Source organism: Streptomyces sp. NPDC051987 (genome assembly GCF_040680735.1).
Taxonomy (GTDB): domain Bacteria; phylum Actinomycetota; class Actinomycetes; order Streptomycetales; family Streptomycetaceae; genus Streptomyces.
In genome coordinates, this window is the sequence record NZ_JBFAXI010000007.1 from 133,610 (window position 1) to 150,307 (window position 16,698).

Here is a 16,698-nt window from a genome sequence, read left to right on the forward strand (position 1 = left end):
GCTCACCCCGGCCGGGCCGGCCCTTCCGGTTGTTCCCGGCAGTGGGGAGTGCGCACGTGTCCGTCGAGTCCGCCGACGAGTTCGGGACCGAGCCGGTGACCGCCGAACGCTTCGCGCGGGAGGGCCTCGCCGCCCTCCGGCGCCTCACCGAGGCCGCCCGCGCCGACGTGACCCGGGCCGCGGGCCTGATCGCCGACTGCGTCCGCGCCGGCGGGGTGGTCCAGGCCTTCGGCACCGGCCACTCCCAGGCCGTGGTCCTCGAAGTCGCCGGCCGCGCGGGCGGGCTGGTGCCCACCAACCGGATCAGCATCGCCGACCTCGTCCTCCACGGCGGCGAGCCCCCGAGCGTCCTCGACGACCCGCTCCTGGAACGCCGGCCCGGCATCGCCGCCCGTCTCTACGACCTCGCCGCCCCGCACCCCCAGGACCTCTTCGTCGTCATCTCCAACTCCGGGGTGAACAACGTGATCGTGGAGATGGCGCTGCATGCCGGGGAACGCGGACACCGCGTCCTCGCCCTCACCTCCCTCGCCCACACCAGGGCCGTCCCGGCCGGTCACCCGAGCGGCAGGAAGCTCGCCGACCTGGCCGACGTGGTCCTCGACAACGCCGCCCCGCCCGGCGACGCCCTTCTCGGACTCCCGGGCGGCGGCGCGGTCTGCGCGCTGTCCACGCTGACCGGGGTCATGCTCGTGCAGATGGCGGTGGCCGAGGCGGCCGGCCTCCTCCTCGCCTCCGGCGAGCGGCCCCCGGTGTACGTCTCGGCCAACGTGCCCGGCGGCTTCGAGGGCAACCTGGAACTGGAGAAGCGGTACGCCGGACGCCTCCGGCGCACCGCGAGCTGACGGCACGTCGACCGGCCGCCCGCCGGAGCCGCGCGGGTGGCTGCCCCGGCTCCTCGGCGCGGTCCACCCGGAGCAGCCGTCCCTCCCGCCGGGGGCGGCGAGGAACGGAACCCTGGCAGCGCCCCGGAGCCCCGCGCCGGGTTCTGCCGCTTCGCGCCGTGTCCTGCCGTCCCGCGCTGGTTCTGCCGTCCCGCGCTGGGTCCTGCCGCCTCGCGCCGGTTCTCCCCGTCCCGCGCTGGTTCTGCCGTCCCGCGCTGGGTCCTGCCGCCTCGCGCCGGGTGCCCCCGTCCTGCGCCGGTTCCCCCCGTCCCGCGCCGGGTGCCGTTGCCTCCGCGCCGGGTTCTGCCGTCCCGCGCTGTCAGCGGGCAGGGGCCCGCGGAACCGCGCTGACGGACCCCGCCGTCCGTCGGCCGTGGGCCGCCCTCGCCTGGGTCCTCGCCGCCTCGGCGAGACCGGGCTGCAGCCTGCGGGCGGCGTCCACGTGGTCGTCGGTCCAGATGATCCGGACCGCGACGGGGGTGGCCCGGCCCTGGGCGTCGCTGAGTTCGGTGCGGACAGACTCCACGAGCCGCGCGGCGCACTTCGGCTGGAGCGGCACGGCGCCGGGCACGGGCGAACGGCCGGTGAGGCTCGCGGCGAAGGAGTGGTACCAGTCCGTGACGAGGGCCGCCGACCCGAGGACGGCACGGTGGGCGTCGGTCCGGACGGCCTGCGCGCGGGCCCGGTCCTCGCCCTGCCACAGGGAGACGACGGCGTCCGCGGCCAGCCGCAGCGCGACGACTCCGGTGACGAGCGTGGTCGCGCAGGACAGCGACAGCGGCTTGGCGCCGCGTTCGGCCAGGTAGGTGCGGAACGCGTCGTCGAGGCGGCGGGCGGCGGCCGCGGCCACCCGGCTCTGCGGCTCGAGGTCGGCCCGGTGGCGTCGCCCGAGGGCGTGGTCCACGGCGTCACCGAGGTAGCGGGCGCTGTCGTCGTACGCCTCCGCGAGCGCCTTGTGGACCGCGCCCCGGGCGCCGCGCGGCCAGAAGAACGCGGCCACCAGCACGCTGACCAGGCAGCCCAGCGCGATGTCCTGGACGCGCAGCAGGGCGATGTGCCAGTTCGGGTCGTGGCCGATGTTGAACAGCACCACGAGCGTGACGGTGAACGCGGCCTGCCCGGCGGCGAAGGAGACGGCGGCGGGCGCGATCCCGGCGAACAGGATGGCCACGGGGAGCACGAACCACAGGGCGGTGCCGTGATGACCGATCAGATGCAGCAGCCCGGCGCCCACCACGGAACCGGCCACGGTGCCGAGGACGGCGCGGACGGCGTTCTGCCCGGTGCTGAGCGCGTTGGAGCGCAGCACCGACAACGTGCCCAGCAGCACCCAGAAGGAGTGGCCGACGCCCGTCATCCCGGCCAGGAACACGGCGATGCCGAGGCCTACGGCGCCGCGCAGGCTGTTGTGCAGCCAGACGGAGTCGGGGCGGAGATGGGTGACGGCCCGCTCCCGGGCGGCAGTGAGCGGTGCGGCCAGCGCGCCCGGTTCACCGCCGAGCAGCCGCTCGGCCCAGCTGCGCTGCCAGGCGGTGGCCGCCACGTCGACGTTGTCGGCGACCTGCAGCACGGCGAAGCCGAGCTCCTGGGAGCGGAAGGACACGTCGAGCGTGGCGATGAACCCGTAGACCTCCGCCGTGCTGGTGCCGCCCGGATGCTCGGCGGGCACCCGGACGGTGGAGCTGTGCTCCATCTCGGCCAGGGCCGCCCGCAGCTGCTTCCCGCGGGCCCGCAGCGGGCCGGTGTCCCCGTCCAGGTCGGTGAGCAGGTCGCAGGCCGCCTCCAGGACCCCGGCGGCGGCGCGACGCACGGTGTGCGCGGCCGGATCGCAGGCCGGGGGCTCGGCGGTGTACTCGGACCGGTCCACGAGGATGCCGCAGAGCCAGGTCAGCTCGTCCACCAGCCGGACCACCGCCCGTGAGGTCGCGGACAGACCGGTGGGGCGGTACGGGGTGGCCTCGAAGGCGCCGCGCAGCTCCGCGCCGGTCCGGGAGGTCTGCTCCGCCCCCGCCCGGCACCGGTCGGCGTCGGACCCCGGCCCGTCCGGGCCCGGCAGGCTCGCGCGGATGCGCAGATATCCGGCGGCGGCACGGCAGACGGCGGCCGCCGGGGCGGTGAGCGGGTCGGCGACGGGGCGCGGCCACAGCAGGGCGACGGCGGGCAGCGCGACCGCCGCCGCCAGGCCCGCGCCGGCGAGCCGCTCGGGCAGCTGCGCGGGCGCGGCCGGGGCGCTGACCGGCAGCACGAAGGCCAGCAGGAGCGCCGTAGAGCTGCCGGCCAGCACCGAGCTGACCACCCCGGCGAAGAGCACCACGAACCCGGTCACGACCGTGGCCGCCACGGCGAGCCAGAGCCACCGCGCGGCCAGCGTGCCGAGGCAGATCAGCACCAGCCAGGCCACCGCGAGCGCCGCCTGCGCCCGCAGCCGCTCGACCATCGGCCCGGAGTAGTCGACCAGCAGCAGCATGGAGAACGCGCCGAACGCGGCGTAGCTGGCAGTGACGGGGGAGTGCAGCACCTCGGTGCACAGGGCGAACAGGGCGGGCATCACCAGCGCCGTCCGCCCGGCCCGCCGGGTCGCCGCGAGATCCGGGTCCCGGTCGCGCAGCCACGTCACCAGGCGTGGCGCCCGCCCCGACATGTCCACCTCCGCTGGCCCCGGCAGCCGGCCCCGCCGCCGCACCGCGCTCACCACCCATATGCGGGCACCGCCGGGCCCACCGCAACATTTGCCGGCGCGTACGACCTCCGCGCCGGCCGGTGCCCACCGCCACGCTGGACGTGCCGCTCCGTGTTCAGCGCACCGGGAAGCCGAACGCGTATCCCTGGTCCTTCAGCCACGGCAGCACCTCGCGCAGGGCGGCCACCGTCTCGGAGCGGTCGCCGCCGGCGTCGTGGAAAAGGATGGTCGGACCGTTCGGCATCTCCTCCTTCACCGTGGCGACGATGGCGGCGGTGCCGGGGCGTTCGAAGTCCTTCGAGTCGACGTTCCACCCCAGCGGCCGCATGCCGTGCGCGGCGGCGAGCTTACGGCTGTAGGGGGTGAAGGCGCCGCCCGGGGCACGGTAGTAGAGCGGCCGGACGCCCCCGGACGCCTCGGTGATCATGCGCTCGGCATCGAGGATCTGCTGCGACTGGTAGGCCTCGGGCTTGGTGTCCATGGTGACGTCGTGGGAGACCGTGTGGTCGCACAGCCGGTGCCCCGCCGCCACCACCGCCCTGACCAGGTCCGGGTGCTCCTGCGCCTGCGGTCCGATCATGCAGAAGGTGGCCTTCACGCCGTACTCCTTGAGCACCTGGAGCACCTTGGGGGTCCAGACCGGGTCCGGCCCGTCGTCGATGGTGATGTTCACGCCCCCGGTGCCCCGGTCCGAGGCGTGTGCGATCTCCACCGACACCGGGGCCGGAGCCGCCCTCGGAGCGCTGTGCCGCACCGAGGTACCGCCGCCCGCACGGTCGTCGACGGGGCCGGCCTGCGCGGTCCACAGCGAGGCGGCCACGGTCACGGCTGTGACCCCGAGCGCCGCCGCGACCATCTGGCCGTACCATCCCCGTCCGCCGTGCCGTGCCATGTGCGCCCCGTTCCTGGGTGTCCGGTCCATCTCGTGCACCCGTCAGGACGGATGGCGGCGGGCGCCGGATCCATCCGTTACCGATCACGGACAATTCCGCGAAAGTACTGCGACAGGCGCTCTGCGGAACCTCTAACGCGCAGGAGAGCGAACGGTGTTGGCCGCGGGCACTGTCGCCTGTCGGCTGGGCCGCCTCAGCCGCGCGCTGGGCGAGCTCGCCGACCTCTGGAACGAGCGGCACGCGCAGCGGTGGGAGCCGTTCTCGGTGACCGGCTGATCGGGCCGCCCGATCGTGCGACGGTGGAGTGAGCAGACCGACTCGGCACAACGGTGAGGTGGAGCCATGCGGACCGACTTCGACGTCGTCGTCCTGGGGGCCGGACCGGGCGGCTATGTGGCCGCCATCCGGGCTGCCCAGCTGGGCCTGCGCACGGCCATCGTGGAGGGTCGCTTCTGGGGCGGCGTCTGTCTGAACATCGGCTGCATCCCGGCGAAGGCGCTGCTGCGCAACGCCGAGGTCGCCCAGCTGATCCTGCACGACGCCGAGAAGTTCGGAGTGAAGATCAGCGGTGAGGTGGCGCTGGACTACCGGGCCGCCTACGAGCGCAGCCGGGTGGTGGCCGACGGACGCGTCAAGGGCGTCGGCTACCTCATGCGCAAGAACAAGATCGAACAGTTCGAGGGGCAGGGCACCTTCCTCGATCCGCACACCCTCCAGGTGCGCCTGAAGGACGGCGAGACGACGCTCTCCTTCCGCTCCTGCATCATCGCCACCGGCTCCACCGTGAAACTTCTGCCGGGCACCGTGCTGGGCCGTCGCGTCGTCACCTACGAGGAACAGATCCTCTCCGACACCCTCCCGTCCAGCCTGATCATCGCGGGCGCCGGGGCCATCGGCGTCGAGTTCGCCTATCTGCTGCGGTCCTACGGCGTCGACGTCACGCTGGTGGAGTTCCTGGACCGGATCGCCCCGCTGGAGGACGAGGAGGTCTCGGCCGAGCTGACCAGGCGCTTCAAGCGGCAGGGGATCCGGGTCCTGACCTCCACGGCCGTGCGCTCCATCGAGGAGAGCGAGGACGGCGTCCGCGTGACGGTCGCCTCCGGCGACTCGGAGCAGGTCCTGGAGGCCGACAAGGTCCTCCAGGCCACCGGCTTCCAGCCCCGGACGGCCGGCTACGGGCTGCACAGCACCGGGGTCCGCCTCACCGAGCGCGGTGCCATCGACGTCGACGGGCACTGCCGCACCAGCCGGCCGCACATCTACGCCATCGGGGACGTCACGGCCAAGCTGATGCTCGCGCACACCGCCGAGGCCATGGGCATCGTCGCCGCCGAGAGCATCGCCGGGGCGGAGACCATGGAACTGGACTACCGCATGATCCCGCGCGCGACGTTCTGCCAGCCGCAGATCGCCAGCTTCGGCTGGACCGAGGCCGAGGCCCGCGCCCGGGGCTTCGACGTGCGGGTGGCGAAGTTCCCCTTCACCGCCAACGCCAAGGCGCACGGCTTCGGCGACACGGTGGGGTTCGTCAAGCTGGTGAGCGACGCCCGGTACGGCGAACTGATCGGCGGCCACCTGATCGGACCGGACGTGACGGAGCTGCTGCCCGAGCTGACCCTCGCCCAGAGATGGGACCTCACGGTGCATGAACTCGCCCGCAACGTGCACGCCCATCCGACGCTGAGCGAGGCGGTCCAGGACGCCCTGCACGGGCTCGCCGGCCACATGATCAACCTCTGACGGGCGGGCGTCCGCACGCGCGCGCCTGATGGCGCATGCCCGCGCCGTGGATCCGCAGGGTTTCATCCGGCGGGCAGGTCGGCCAGGAAACGGGCGCCCGAGGTGTACGCGGAGTCGTGGGACACCTCGCCACCGACGGTCCGGGCCAGGCGCCGGGCGAGCGGCAGTCCGAGGCCGGCGCCGTCGTGCCCGTCCTCCGGATCCGCCCGGCGACCCGGCTGGAAGAGGTCGCCCACGAACACCTCCGGCACGCCGGGGCCGTCGTCGGTGACGCTGATCCGCACCCCGCCGGGCACCGGTCGCGCGGACACGGTCACCGTGGAGCGCGCGTACCGGAGCGCGTTCGTCAGCAGCGGGCTGACGATCCGTTCGAGCAGGGCCGGCCGGACACCTGCCGCCAGCTCCGGGCCCGACGTGTCGACGACGGCCGTCACCCGGGCCGGCGCCCCGAGCCGGTCGACCAGCCGGTTGAGGACCGGCCCGACGGCCGTGGCGCCGGGGGCCGCCGTGGCGGCGGTGCGCGCCTCCTCGCGGGCGTCGTCCAGCAGGGTGTCGCAGATGGTCCGCATGGCCTGGGCGGCCTCGGCGATCACCTCGTGCGTGGCGCGGGTCTCGGCGGCGGAGCGCGGCCGGGCCCGCCACCAGTCCAGCTCGACGATGATCCGGGTGAGCGGGGTGCGCAGTTCGTGGGAGAGCTCCCCGGTCAGCTGCCGCTCGTGCCCCAGCACGGTGCGGATGCGGTCCAGCAGTGCGTCCAGCGACGTGCCCAGATTCGCGAGCTCGGCCGGATGGTGGGCGGCGCCGAAGCGCTCGTCGGACCCCGCGGCGCTCCACTCGGTGGCCTGGTCGGTCATGGTCCGCACCGGACGCAGCGCCCGCCCGACGGCGAGGCGGGTCAGGGCGTAGGTGCACGCGAGCATGACGGCGTCCAGGACCAGGGAACCCACCAGCACGGCGGCAGCCGAGTTGCGGTACGGCGCGAGGTCCAGGGCGGTGACCACCGTCGCCGTGCCGCGGACCCCGGCCACGGAGCGGGCACACAGCCGCACCGGCCCAGGACGGCCGGCCGCCACGGTCGTGCAGACCCCGTCGCCCCGTACGGCGAGCCGCGCGGCGGACCGGGTCAGCGAGCCCTCGGCGGCGGTGGCCGGGGGCTTCTCCAGCAGACGGGTGCCCGTGTAGATCCACACGTTGGCGTCGAGGAGCCGGTCATTGACCGTCTCCAGCACCCGTACCCGCGGGCCGCTGGTGTCCACCGTGGTGGCGACGGCGTCCGCGCGGCTGCGCAGTTCGGCGTCCGCCTGGTGTTGCAGGCTGCGGTCCACCACGGTGTTGAACACCACGGTCAGGACGGTCATCAGGAGGGCCGCGGTGGTCAGCGCCACCAGCGAGAGCCGGCCGCGCAGGGTGCGCGGGGTCAGGCGCCTTCGGAGGCCGGTCATGACAGCCGGTGGCCGACCCCGCGCACCGTCCCCAGGCTCAGGGCGCTGCCCGCCGCGCGCAGCTTGCGGCGCAGCCGGCTCAGGTACTGGTCCAGCGTGTTGTCGCTGACCTGGGCGCCGTCCGGCCAGGCGGCCCGGACCAGGTCACGACGGCTCACGAGGGCGCCGTTGGCGGCCACGAGAGCGGCCAGCAGGCGGAACTCCGTCGGGGACAGCTCGATCTCGGCCTCGCCGACGTTCGCGCGGTGGTGGACCGCGTCCAGTACGAGGTCGCCGGCCGTGGACACCGTCGGCGGCGCCGCCCGTCTGAGCGCGGCCCGCAGCCGGGCGACGAGTTCGGCGAGGTGGAACGGCTTGGGCAGGTAGTCGTCGGCCCCCGCGGAAAACCCGGACAGCCGGTCGGACAGGTGGTGGCGAGCGGTCAGAAAGATGATCGGCGCCGTGAACCCGTTGGCGCGCATCGCCTGACACACGTCCCTGCCGTCCGCGTCCGGCAGGCCGACGTCCAGGACGACCGCGCCGATGCCGTCGCCGGTCAGCCGCAGGGCGCCGGCGCCGTCGGCGGCGGGCACCGGCTCGAAGCCCTCGTCGGCCAGCCCCCGGCGCAGCACGTCACGCAGGGCGTGATCGTCCTCGACGACCAGGATCTTGTGGCGCATGGTCCTCCATCGGGTCTACGGCCGTACGGCCCGCTCCGCCGGGTTCCGCCGGGCGGTGATCAGCCGCGGCCCTCTTCGGACGTGGCGGCCCGTCGCCCCCGGTACACCTCGGCGAGAACGGGGACCAGCGACACGACCACGATCAGTGCCACCAGCGGCAGCAGGTACCGGTCGACGTTCGGGATCGACGAGCCCAGCGCGTACCCCGCGAGGGTGAGACCGAGGCTCCACACGAGGCCGCCGACGATCTGCCAGCGGGTGAACGTGCGCACCGGCACCTCCAGCGCCCCCGCCATCGGATTGAGCACCGTCCGCACGACCGGCACGAAGCGGGCCAGCACGATGGCCTTCGCGTGGCCGTACCGGTCGAGATACTCCTCCGCGCGCGTCACCCCCTCGTGCAGACGCCGGGAGCGGCTGCGGGCCAGCAGCGTCCCGCCGGCCTTGCGGCCGATCAGGTACCCGCACTGCGCCCCGGCCAGCGCACCCGTGGCCGCCGCCACGAGCAGCGGTCCCAGCGACAGGTGCAGACCGCCGTGCGCCGAGCCGGTGCACAGCAGGCCGGCGGTGAACAGCAGCGAGTCACCCGGCAGGAAGAACCCGACCAGCAACCCGGTCTCCGCGAACATCACCACCCCGACGCCGAGCACGCCGAAGGCCGCCAGCAGCGAATGGGCGTCGAGCACGTTCACGGCCAGCTGTGACGCGGCGAGGAGCGGTGCGGTCATGAACGGGGCCCTTTCCGGCGGACGGCTTCACACGGACACCAGTGCGACTACAGCCCTGTAGACGTAGGGGGAACTCTAGACGATCGCCCGGCCCGTCCGCCTCCTCGCCGCTCCTTCTCGCTCCGTGGTGGGTGCGGAACACGCTTCCCTACCACCTGCTCGACCCCTGCGACCAGGAGGGATGCCCCGGCGTACAGGTTGCGTTCAGGTTCGCGGGGCGGACCTGAAACTCATGCACCAGAGGCGCCAAAGCATTGGCAAAGACCTCTGTGGCGCCGGGAGGCCGGCGTGTCATGGTGCCGACCATGACCACAGAGCACCTCCTCGACGACCCTTCCCGCGTTCCGCTGCGCACCATGGCGAACAAGGTGCCGGAAGTGACCGCCTACTTCTGGATCATCAAGGTGCTCACCACCGGAATGGGCGAGACCGCGTCGGACCTGCTGGCCAAGGTCCTCGGCCCGGTACCGGCCGTCGGTCTCGGCGGCCTCGCCCTGGCGGCCTCCCTGGCCGTGCAGTTCGCCGTGCGCCGGTACGTCGCCTGGGTGTACTGGACCGCCGTGGTCATGGTCAGCGTCTTCGGCACCATGGCGGCCGACGTCCTGCACGTCGGCCTCGGCGTGCCCTACACGCTGTCCACCCCCTTCTTCGTCGTCGTGCTCACCGCGGTCTTCGTCCTCTGGTACGCCGTCGAGCGGACCCTGTCCATCCACGGCATCCGCACCCGCCGCCGGGAGGTCTTCTACTGGGCGGCCGTCCTGGCCACCTTCGCCCTCGGCACCGCGGCCGGCGACCTGACCGCCACCATCGGGCTCGGCTACCTCGGCTCGGCGGTCCTCTTCGCCGTCGCGATCTGCGTCCCCGCGGTCGCCCACCGCGGCGGTCTGCTGAGCGCCGTACCCGCCTTCTGGACGGCCTACGTCATCACCCGGCCGCTCGGCGCCTCGCTCGCCGACTGGATGGCGGTCGGCCACGGCAGGGGCGGGCTCGGCCTGGGCCTGGCGCCGGTGACCCTGGCCTGGACGGCCGCCATCGCCTGCTTCGTCGGCTACCTCGCCGTCTCCCACCGGGACACCTCGGGCCTCGACCCGGCCTGAGAGCGGCGCCGGCACGGAGCTCCGCCGCCCCGGGCGCCGATGTTGCCGCGACTTCGCCGGTCGCCTCGACAGCATTGCGGCACCGGCGAGTCGGGGGAGTGCTGAGGGGAACCGTAGGTGGGCATGGTGCTCTCGGCAGTCGGCATGGTCGCCTCGGGCGCGCTGTCAGGAGCCGGCGGCGAGGCGGGCAGGCGGACCTCCGAGCGGCTGGACGACCTGCTCAGCCGGGACCGGCGGCCGCGCCGTGGCGCAGCGCTGTTGAGGGGGCGTCAGCTCGCTCGGCGACGGGGGCTCAGCCGCAGGTGAGGCGGCCGGCGGCTGCCTTGGCCGCGAGGACGCGGTGCACGGAGGCGGCGACCTTGTTGCGGAAGGAGGCGTCCTTCGCCATCTGCGCCTGCACCCCCTGCACCATCGCCGGTACGGTCGACGCCTTGACCGTGAGGACCATGTCGCCGCCGGCGCCGATGAACTGCACCGCCCGCTGGGCCGGGGTGTAGGCACGCACTGCGACCGCCTGGCCGAGGTCGTCGGAGATGACGACGCCCTTGAAGCCGAACTTGGTGCGCAGCAGCGAGTTGATGACGGTCGGTGAGAACGCGGCCAGGTGCTTCGAGTCGATCTTGGTGTACTTCGCCGAGGAGATCATCACGAACGGCGCGCCCGCCTTGATCCCGCTCTGGAACGGCTGGAGGCTCGAACTGGACGCGGTGGTCACCGAGTCGACGACGTTCGCGGTGGTGTCGGTGTTGCCGATGACCTGGCCCAGCCCGGGGAAGTGTTTGAACGTGGTCATCACCCCGGCCGTGCGGAAGCCCGCGGCGAAGGCGCCGGTGTGCGAGGTCACCACGGCGGGAGTGTGGCCGTACTCGCGGTAGAAGTGCCCGATCGGGGCGTTGCGGGTGCCGAGGCTCGCGGGCACCACGTCGGCGACCGGGGCGAGGTTGAGGTCCAGGCCCGCCGCCTTGAGCTGCCGCGCCCAGGTCTCTGCACGGCTGCGCAGCGTCGACGTGCTCCAGGTGCCCTGGGTCAGGGCGTTGGGCATCACCGAGAAGCCGGGGCCGCTGAGCACCTGTACCTGGCCGCCCTCCTGGTCGGTGGAGACGAGCAGCCCGACCTGTCGGCCGCCGACCGTGTCGGCGCCCGCGCGGATCCCGTCGACCACGTTCCTGGTCGCGGTGGTTCCGGCGGTGCTGCGCCCGGTGAGCATCACGGACCCGACGTGGTAGGCGCGCAGCGTCCGCAGGTCCGTCGTACTCGGGTGGGTGGCCGCGACGCCGCCCATGAACAGCTGGCCCACGCGCTGGGCCTGGGTCATGCCCGCGTAGACCGTGTCGGCGCAGGTGGCGGCAGGGGCGGTGGGCACGCGCCGGGCGGTCGCCCCGGCGGCCGGCACGGTGCACATCCCGGCGGCGAGCACGGTGGTGAGGAGTCCGACAGTGGTGCGCCGAGCGGCGCGGCCGCCTCGCGTGCGCGGACGTACTGGTGCCCCCATGATGCGCTCCTGACTCAATGCGGGTGCCCGCCACGGAGACCACCGGGCCGACGGACAGCGTCGGACCGCATGGCCCGCGACCGCTTCTCCCCCCACACGTTACGCCGAACGGCTGTCGTCGGCACGTGGGCGGAGCCGTTGCCCCGGGCCACGAGGGCCTGTCGGGACAACGGCTCCGGCGGGGCGGGAGGGAGGGATCAGGGAATGAGCCGCCACTGCTCGATGTAGCCGACGTCGATCGCGGCGTGGTCCTGGACGCGGAGTTTCCAGGTGCCGGTCAGGGGCTGCGCCGAGGCGTCCACGGTGAACGTCTGGTCGACGTTGTCGGCGGAGCCGCCGCTGCGGTTCAGCAGGGAGTAGGCCGTTCCGTTCGGGCCGACCAGGTCGACCGTCAGGTCACCGCGGTAGGTGTGGATGATCTTCACGTAGACCTGGGTGGTCGCCGAGGCGTTCCCGGTGCGTCCGGTGACGGTGACCGGGGACTCCACCGCCGCTCCGTTGTCGGGGATGTCGACGCGGGTGGTGCTGCCGTAGACGTAGGCCACCTCCCAGGAGAAGCTCACGGTGCTGCTGGCGCCGGTGTCGTCGGTGACGGTGAGGGTGACCCGGCTGGTGCCGAGAGTCGTCGGAGTACCCGAGATCAGGCCCGTGTCGCTGATCGTCAGGCCGTCCGGCAGGCCGGTCGCCGTGTAGGTCAGGCCCGCGCCGGAGTTGGTGGTGTAGGCGTCCGTCTGCAGGGACACGGCCTGCCCGATGCCGCTGAGCTGGTCCGGGACCGGGGCCACGTTGACGCCCAGCGCGATCCGGTGGCCCACGTTGATCGCCGCCCACGCGTCGGCGACGGCGAGGTAGGAGGGGCTGTAGGCGCCGAACAGGTCGGCCGCGGCCTGGAGGGTGGCCGTCCGGGCGCCCGCGTAGTTCGTGCTCGACGTCATGTACGTGGTGAGCGCCCGGTACCAGACGCGTTGGGCGTTGTCGATGCCGATGCCCGTCACCGGCTGGCCGTCGTAGGTCGGGCTGTCGTAGGCCACCCCGTTCACCGTCTTCGCTCCGCTGCCCTCGGAGAGCAGGTAGAAGAAGTGGTTGGCGGGGCCGGAGGAGTAGTGGACGTCGAGGCCGCCCAGCGAGGAGCTCCAGTAGTCGCTGGACGCGCCGTCCTTGGAGGGCTTGTCCATGTAACGCAGCGGCGTGCCGTCGCCGTTGATGTCGATCTTCTCGCCGACCAGGTAGTCCGGGACGTCGGCCGGCAGGTTCTCGTAGAACTCGACGGCGGCGGCGAAGATGTCGGAGGTGGCCTCGTTCAGACCGCCCGACTCGCCGGAGTAGGTGAGGCCGGCGGTGGCCGCGGTGACGCCGTGGCTCATCTCGTGGGCGGCCACGTCGAGCGCGGTGAGCGGGTGGGTGTTGCCCGAACCGTCGCCGTACGTCATGCAGAAGCAGCTGTCCTGCCAGAAGGCGTTGACGTAGTTGTTGCCGTAGTGGGCGCGGCTGTAGGCGGCGACGCCGTCGTTGCGTATGCCGTTGCGGCCGAAGACGTTCTTGTAGTAGTCCCAGGTGGCCGCCGCGCCGAAGGCGACGTCCACGCCCGCCGTCTGCCGGTTGGCCGGGGTGCCGTCGCCCCAGACATCGTTGTCGTCCGTGAAGAGCGTGCCCGTGCCGGAGGTGCCCTGGTTCAGGTCGTAGGTGCGGTGCCCGGCCCGGTCGCCGTCGACGAGCTGGTATGTGGAACCGGAGAGCGTGGTGCTCAGGGGCACGGTGCCGTTGAACTGGCCGGTGCCCGTGCCGGTTTCGACGCCCTGGTAGTGGAAGAGCTGCTTGCCGGAGCGGGCGTCGGTGATGACGTGGAGCTCGTTGGGGGTGCCGTCGTCCTGGAAGCCGCCGACGACGGACTCCCAGGCCAGGGCGGGGTGGCCCGAGGCGGCCCAGACGACGAGACGCGGGGCGGCGTCGAGCGCCGGGCGGTCGGCGCCGGACTTCGCCGCGGTGGCGAGTGCGCGGGCCTTCGCCGTGGCCGCGGAGATCTTCGCCGTGGTGGACGAGAGCGTCAGAGCCGCCTTGGTGGCCCGCGACACCGTCAGGCGTCCGCCGTCGGCGTGGACGATCAGGTCGCCGCCGAGGACCTGCAGGCCCCGGTAGGTGCGTTCGTAGCGGGTGTGCGTCGTGCCGTCGGCGTCCTGGCTGACGTCCTTGACGAGCAGCTTCTCGCCGGAGCCGAGGCCGAGGGCCTTCGCGGTGTCGGGAGCGCCGGTCGCGGCGGCCTTGAGCAGCGCCCTGTGCTTCGCGGGCGAGAGCCGGGCGGGAGCCGCGCCGGCGTCGGGGGTGGCCAGGATCTTGGCGGGGGCGTGGCCGCTGGATGCGGCCACGGCGGTGCCGTTCTGGACACCGGCCACGAGCAGGGCACTTGCGGCGGTCAGCACCAGGGCCACGCTGTGTCTGGCGCGACGGTGGTGTCGGTCCTGCCGGAGCATGCGTTCTCCTTCTGTGGGGTGTTCGGGCCCTGGTGGGGCCCGGGAGAGCGGGTCGGCCTGGTAGGGCCGTCCGGCGGCGCGGGTGGAGGGCACGGCTCGAAGCGGGTCAGGTCTTCTCGCTGCCGTGCGAGGTGAAGTGAGGTAACGGACAAGGGAGTTGTGTGAGACACCTGTGAGCAGGCGGTGAACTTCCGGAGAGCAGATTGACACTCGGAAGCCACGCATGTCATGACCGCATCAGAACAAAGGCTTGAACTGACGGTTGCGAGCGGCGGGTTCGATCACCTGCACACCGCTTTTCAGCCGCCTGTTCCGTCGGGCACGGAATCAGCCGTACCGGCCGCCGCCCCGGACGAGGGGTCATGGCCGGCACGGACCCGACCCGTCCTAGCCGTTGATGTCGAGGGCTGTTCCGTACAGCCGGTCCACCTTCAACCGGATCACCACTCGGCGCTCGGCGACCAACTGCTCCAGAAAGGCGTCTTCCTGCTCCGGCTTCGCGGCCGGCGGGATCATCCCGAGCAGTTCCCGGCCCACCGCGTCGCCGGGAACCGCCGTGATCGCGGAGACCTCGGCCTCGCCTTCGGCGACGGCGAACGACCACACGTCACCGCCCTGCACATGCAGTGCCGCATGGGGGTTGTGCCGCAGGTGCGCGACCTTGATGCGGTCGGCGGTGGTCGAGAACCGCACCGTGCGGGCGTCGGCGTCCCAGCTGTACAGCATGGTGGTCATATGGGGGCGGCCACTGCGCTTGACGGTGGCGAGGGTGCCGAACTGCTGCGTGCCGAGGAGGTCGGAGAGGGCTTCGTCGGACAGGGGGCGAGGCGCTGGTCCTTGGGTCATGACGTGGTCAACGCCCTTGGCTGCCCTGCAATTTCGTGGACTTCAGCCCTCAGACTTCAGCCCTCGGCCTCCGCGTCATAGCGCTCGCGGGCCTCGTGGACTTCCTCGATGTGGGTCTCCGCCCAGTCCTTCACGCCCGCCAGCAGCCTGGAGAGGCTGCGGCCGAGCGGGGTGAGTTCGTAGTCCACGCGGACGGGGACGGCCGGGGTCACCGTGCGGGCGAGGAGGCCGTCCCGTTCCAGGGAGCGCAGGGTCTGGGTGAGCATCTTGGGGCTGACGCCGGCGATCTTGCGGCCGAGTTCGCTGTAGCGCAGGGGGCCGGGGACCAGTGCGCAGACGACCAGACTGACCCACTTGTCACTGATCCGGTCGAGCAGCTGGTTGGTGGGGCAGGCCCGGATGAACGCGTCGTACTCCACGCGCGCCTGCTCGCGCCGCTGGGCCGCTGTCGTGGTCGGCATCGCTCACCTCTGGGGGACCTAGGCACCTTCAGGTAACTACTTACCGATGGATAGTAACTCTTCCTAGGGTTGCGGACAGCCCGGGAGAGACCTGGGCGGGAAAGTCGCAGAGGAGCAACGCGTCATGCGCGCAGCAGTGGTGAACACGTTCGGCGGACCCGAGGCCGTGGAGGTCGTGGAGACGGAGCGGCCCGAGCCGAGCCCGACCCAGGTGCGGATCAAGGTCGCGGCGGCGGCGCTGAACCCCGTGGACGCCGGAGTGCGGGCCGGTTTCTTCGGTGGTGCGGGCAAGCGGATCGGGCTCGGCTGGGACGTCGCCGGGACCGTGGACGCGGCCGGCTTCGCGACCGCCTGGAGCGTCGGCGACCAGGTGGTGGCGCTGGACCCCGGCATCGTGCGGCCCCTCGGCTCGCACGCCGAGTACGTCGTGGTCGAGGCGGACGCGGCGGCCACGGCACCGGCCACGGTGGACGCCGTGCACGCGGCGACGCTGCCGCTGAACGGACTGACCGCCGCACAGGCTCTGGACCTGCTGGAGCTGACCGAAGGGCAGTCCCTCCTGGTGACCGGTGCGGCGGGCGCGGTCGGCGGTTTCGCCGTCCAACTGGCCGCCCACCGGGGGATCTCGGTGACCGCGCTGGCCCGCGAGTCCGACGAGGAGCTCGTACGGTCGCTGGGGGCCGCGCACTTCACCGCGGGCACGGCCGAGGCCGGGAGCTTCGACGCCGTACTGGACGCGGCGGTCCTCGGCGAGCCTGCCCTGGAGTGGGTGCGTGACGGTGGCGGCTACGTCGGTGTCCGGCCCGGCGGTGAGCCGGCGCCGGTGCGCGGGGTGCGGACGGCCGCCGTCGGCGTGACCGCGGACGGGACCCGCCTGGCGGAGCTGGCGCGGCTCGTGGACGAGGGCGTGCTGACGCTCCGGGTGGCCGAGACGTTCTCGCTCGACGATGCCGCAAAGGCCCACGCCCGTCTCGCGGCGGGCGGGGTGCGCGGGCGGCTGGTGCTGGTTCCCTGAGCGGGCGGCGAGCGCGGAAAGGGCGCGGGGCTGTGCCGTCGTACGGCTCCGCCGCGTGGCGCGACAAGCCACGACGGTGCCGCAGCCGGCGGCCGGCAGGTCGCGGCTCTCGGCCGGTCCGGCTGGTCCGGCCGGCCGGTGGTGGTGAAGCGTCATCCAGGACCGCCCCGGCACCACCTTCGGCAACGTCAAGGCCGACGTGCTCGCCCACCACGTCCCCGGCTTCCGGCGCGGCGACTTCGTCGAGGTCGTCGAGGGCTCCGCCTGGCCCGAGTGCCCCGTCCGTGACGGGC

The 16,698-nt window shown here is 73.1% G+C and carries 13 protein-coding genes and 1 pseudogene; 5 read left to right on the forward strand and 9 right to left on the reverse strand.

The features are described 5' to 3' along the window. Nucleotides 1-56: 56 nt before the first annotated feature. Nucleotides 57-845, forward strand: coding sequence for an SIS domain-containing protein (locus AB0M11_RS06195; RefSeq protein WP_365701920.1), 789 nt, complete (start codon nt 57-59; stop codon nt 843-845). Between the two features lie 358 nt (nt 846-1,203). Here AB0M11_RS06195 and AB0M11_RS06200 read toward each other — a convergent pair whose 3' ends face one another. Further along, a complete protein-coding gene (locus AB0M11_RS06200) occupies nt 1,204-3,525 on the reverse strand; it encodes an FUSC family protein (protein ID WP_365701922.1) in 2,322 nt (773 codons plus the stop codon). Nucleotides 3,526-3,679: 154 nt separating this feature from the next. Next, nucleotides 3,680-4,456, reverse strand: a complete 777-nt coding sequence (locus AB0M11_RS06205; protein ID WP_365701924.1) for a polysaccharide deacetylase family protein — start codon at nt 4,454-4,456, stop codon at nt 3,680-3,682. A 343-nt stretch (nt 4,457-4,799) separates the two neighbouring features. Here AB0M11_RS06205 and lpdA point away from each other — a divergent pair, with 343 nt between their 5' ends. Then, a complete protein-coding gene (gene lpdA / locus AB0M11_RS06210) occupies nt 4,800-6,197 on the forward strand; it encodes a dihydrolipoyl dehydrogenase (protein WP_365701926.1) in 1,398 nt (465 codons plus the stop codon). A gap of 62 nt (nt 6,198-6,259) precedes the next feature. On the opposite strand, the gene AB0M11_RS06215 is transcribed toward lpdA, so the two are convergent. From AB0M11_RS06215 to AB0M11_RS06225, 3 genes are read right to left on the reverse strand one after another with little or no spacing between them, the layout of a single operon-like run. After that, nucleotides 6,260-7,639 carry a HAMP domain-containing sensor histidine kinase gene (locus AB0M11_RS06215; protein WP_365701928.1) on the reverse strand — a complete coding sequence of 460 codons (1,380 nt, stop codon included), beginning with the start codon at nt 7,637-7,639 and terminating at the stop codon, nt 6,260-6,262. Then, nucleotides 7,636-8,298, reverse strand: coding sequence for a response regulator transcription factor (locus AB0M11_RS06220; protein WP_365701930.1), 663 nt, complete (start codon nt 8,296-8,298; stop codon nt 7,636-7,638). The genes AB0M11_RS06215 and AB0M11_RS06220 overlap by 4 nt, the downstream gene beginning before the upstream one ends. 59 nt (nt 8,299-8,357) lie before the next feature. Beyond that, nucleotides 8,358-9,026, reverse strand: coding sequence for a DedA family protein (locus tag AB0M11_RS06225; protein WP_365701932.1), 669 nt, complete (start codon nt 9,024-9,026; stop codon nt 8,358-8,360). 305 nt (nt 9,027-9,331) lie between these two features. Between AB0M11_RS06225 and AB0M11_RS06230 the strand changes: the two genes are divergently transcribed. Next, on the forward strand, nt 9,332-10,123 hold the full coding sequence (locus tag AB0M11_RS06230; protein ID WP_365701934.1) for a hypothetical protein: 792 nt from the start codon (nt 9,332-9,334) through the stop codon (nt 10,121-10,123). Between the two features lie 292 nt (nt 10,124-10,415). Here the strand turns inward: AB0M11_RS06230 and AB0M11_RS06235 are convergent, their stop codons facing one another. The 4 genes from AB0M11_RS06235 to AB0M11_RS06250 all read right to left on the reverse strand — a co-directional run bounded on the left by AB0M11_RS06235 (nt 10,416) and on the right by AB0M11_RS06250 (nt 15,390). After that, entirely contained in the window at nt 10,416-11,615 is a 1,200-nt protein-coding gene (locus AB0M11_RS06235) for a glycoside hydrolase family 3 N-terminal domain-containing protein (RefSeq protein ID WP_365701936.1), read from the reverse strand. Nucleotides 11,616-11,812: 197 nt separating this feature from the next. After that, a complete protein-coding gene (locus tag AB0M11_RS06240) occupies nt 11,813-14,083 on the reverse strand; it encodes a M4 family metallopeptidase (protein ID WP_365701938.1) in 2,271 nt (756 codons plus the stop codon). A gap of 387 nt (nt 14,084-14,470) precedes the next feature. Next, on the reverse strand, nt 14,471-14,929 hold the full coding sequence (locus AB0M11_RS06245) for a TIGR03618 family F420-dependent PPOX class oxidoreductase (protein WP_365701940.1): 459 nt from the start codon (nt 14,927-14,929) through the stop codon (nt 14,471-14,473). Between the two features lie 56 nt (nt 14,930-14,985). Next, the gene (locus AB0M11_RS06250) at nt 14,986-15,390 is read right to left on the reverse strand and encodes a helix-turn-helix domain-containing protein (protein ID WP_365701942.1); all 405 of its coding nucleotides are present in this window, start codon (nt 15,388-15,390) and stop codon (nt 14,986-14,988) included. Between the two features lie 124 nt (nt 15,391-15,514). Here AB0M11_RS06250 and AB0M11_RS06255 point away from each other — a divergent pair, with 124 nt between their 5' ends. After that, nucleotides 15,515-16,405: an NADP-dependent oxidoreductase gene (locus AB0M11_RS06255; protein ID WP_365701944.1), complete on the forward strand. Its 891-nt coding sequence runs from the start codon at nt 15,515-15,517 to the stop codon at nt 16,403-16,405. A gap of 154 nt (nt 16,406-16,559) precedes the next feature. Continuing rightward, nucleotides 16,560-16,679, forward strand: a pseudogene (locus AB0M11_RS06260) (diguanylate cyclase); the annotation flags it as partial. Nucleotides 16,680-16,698 lie beyond the last annotated feature (19 nt).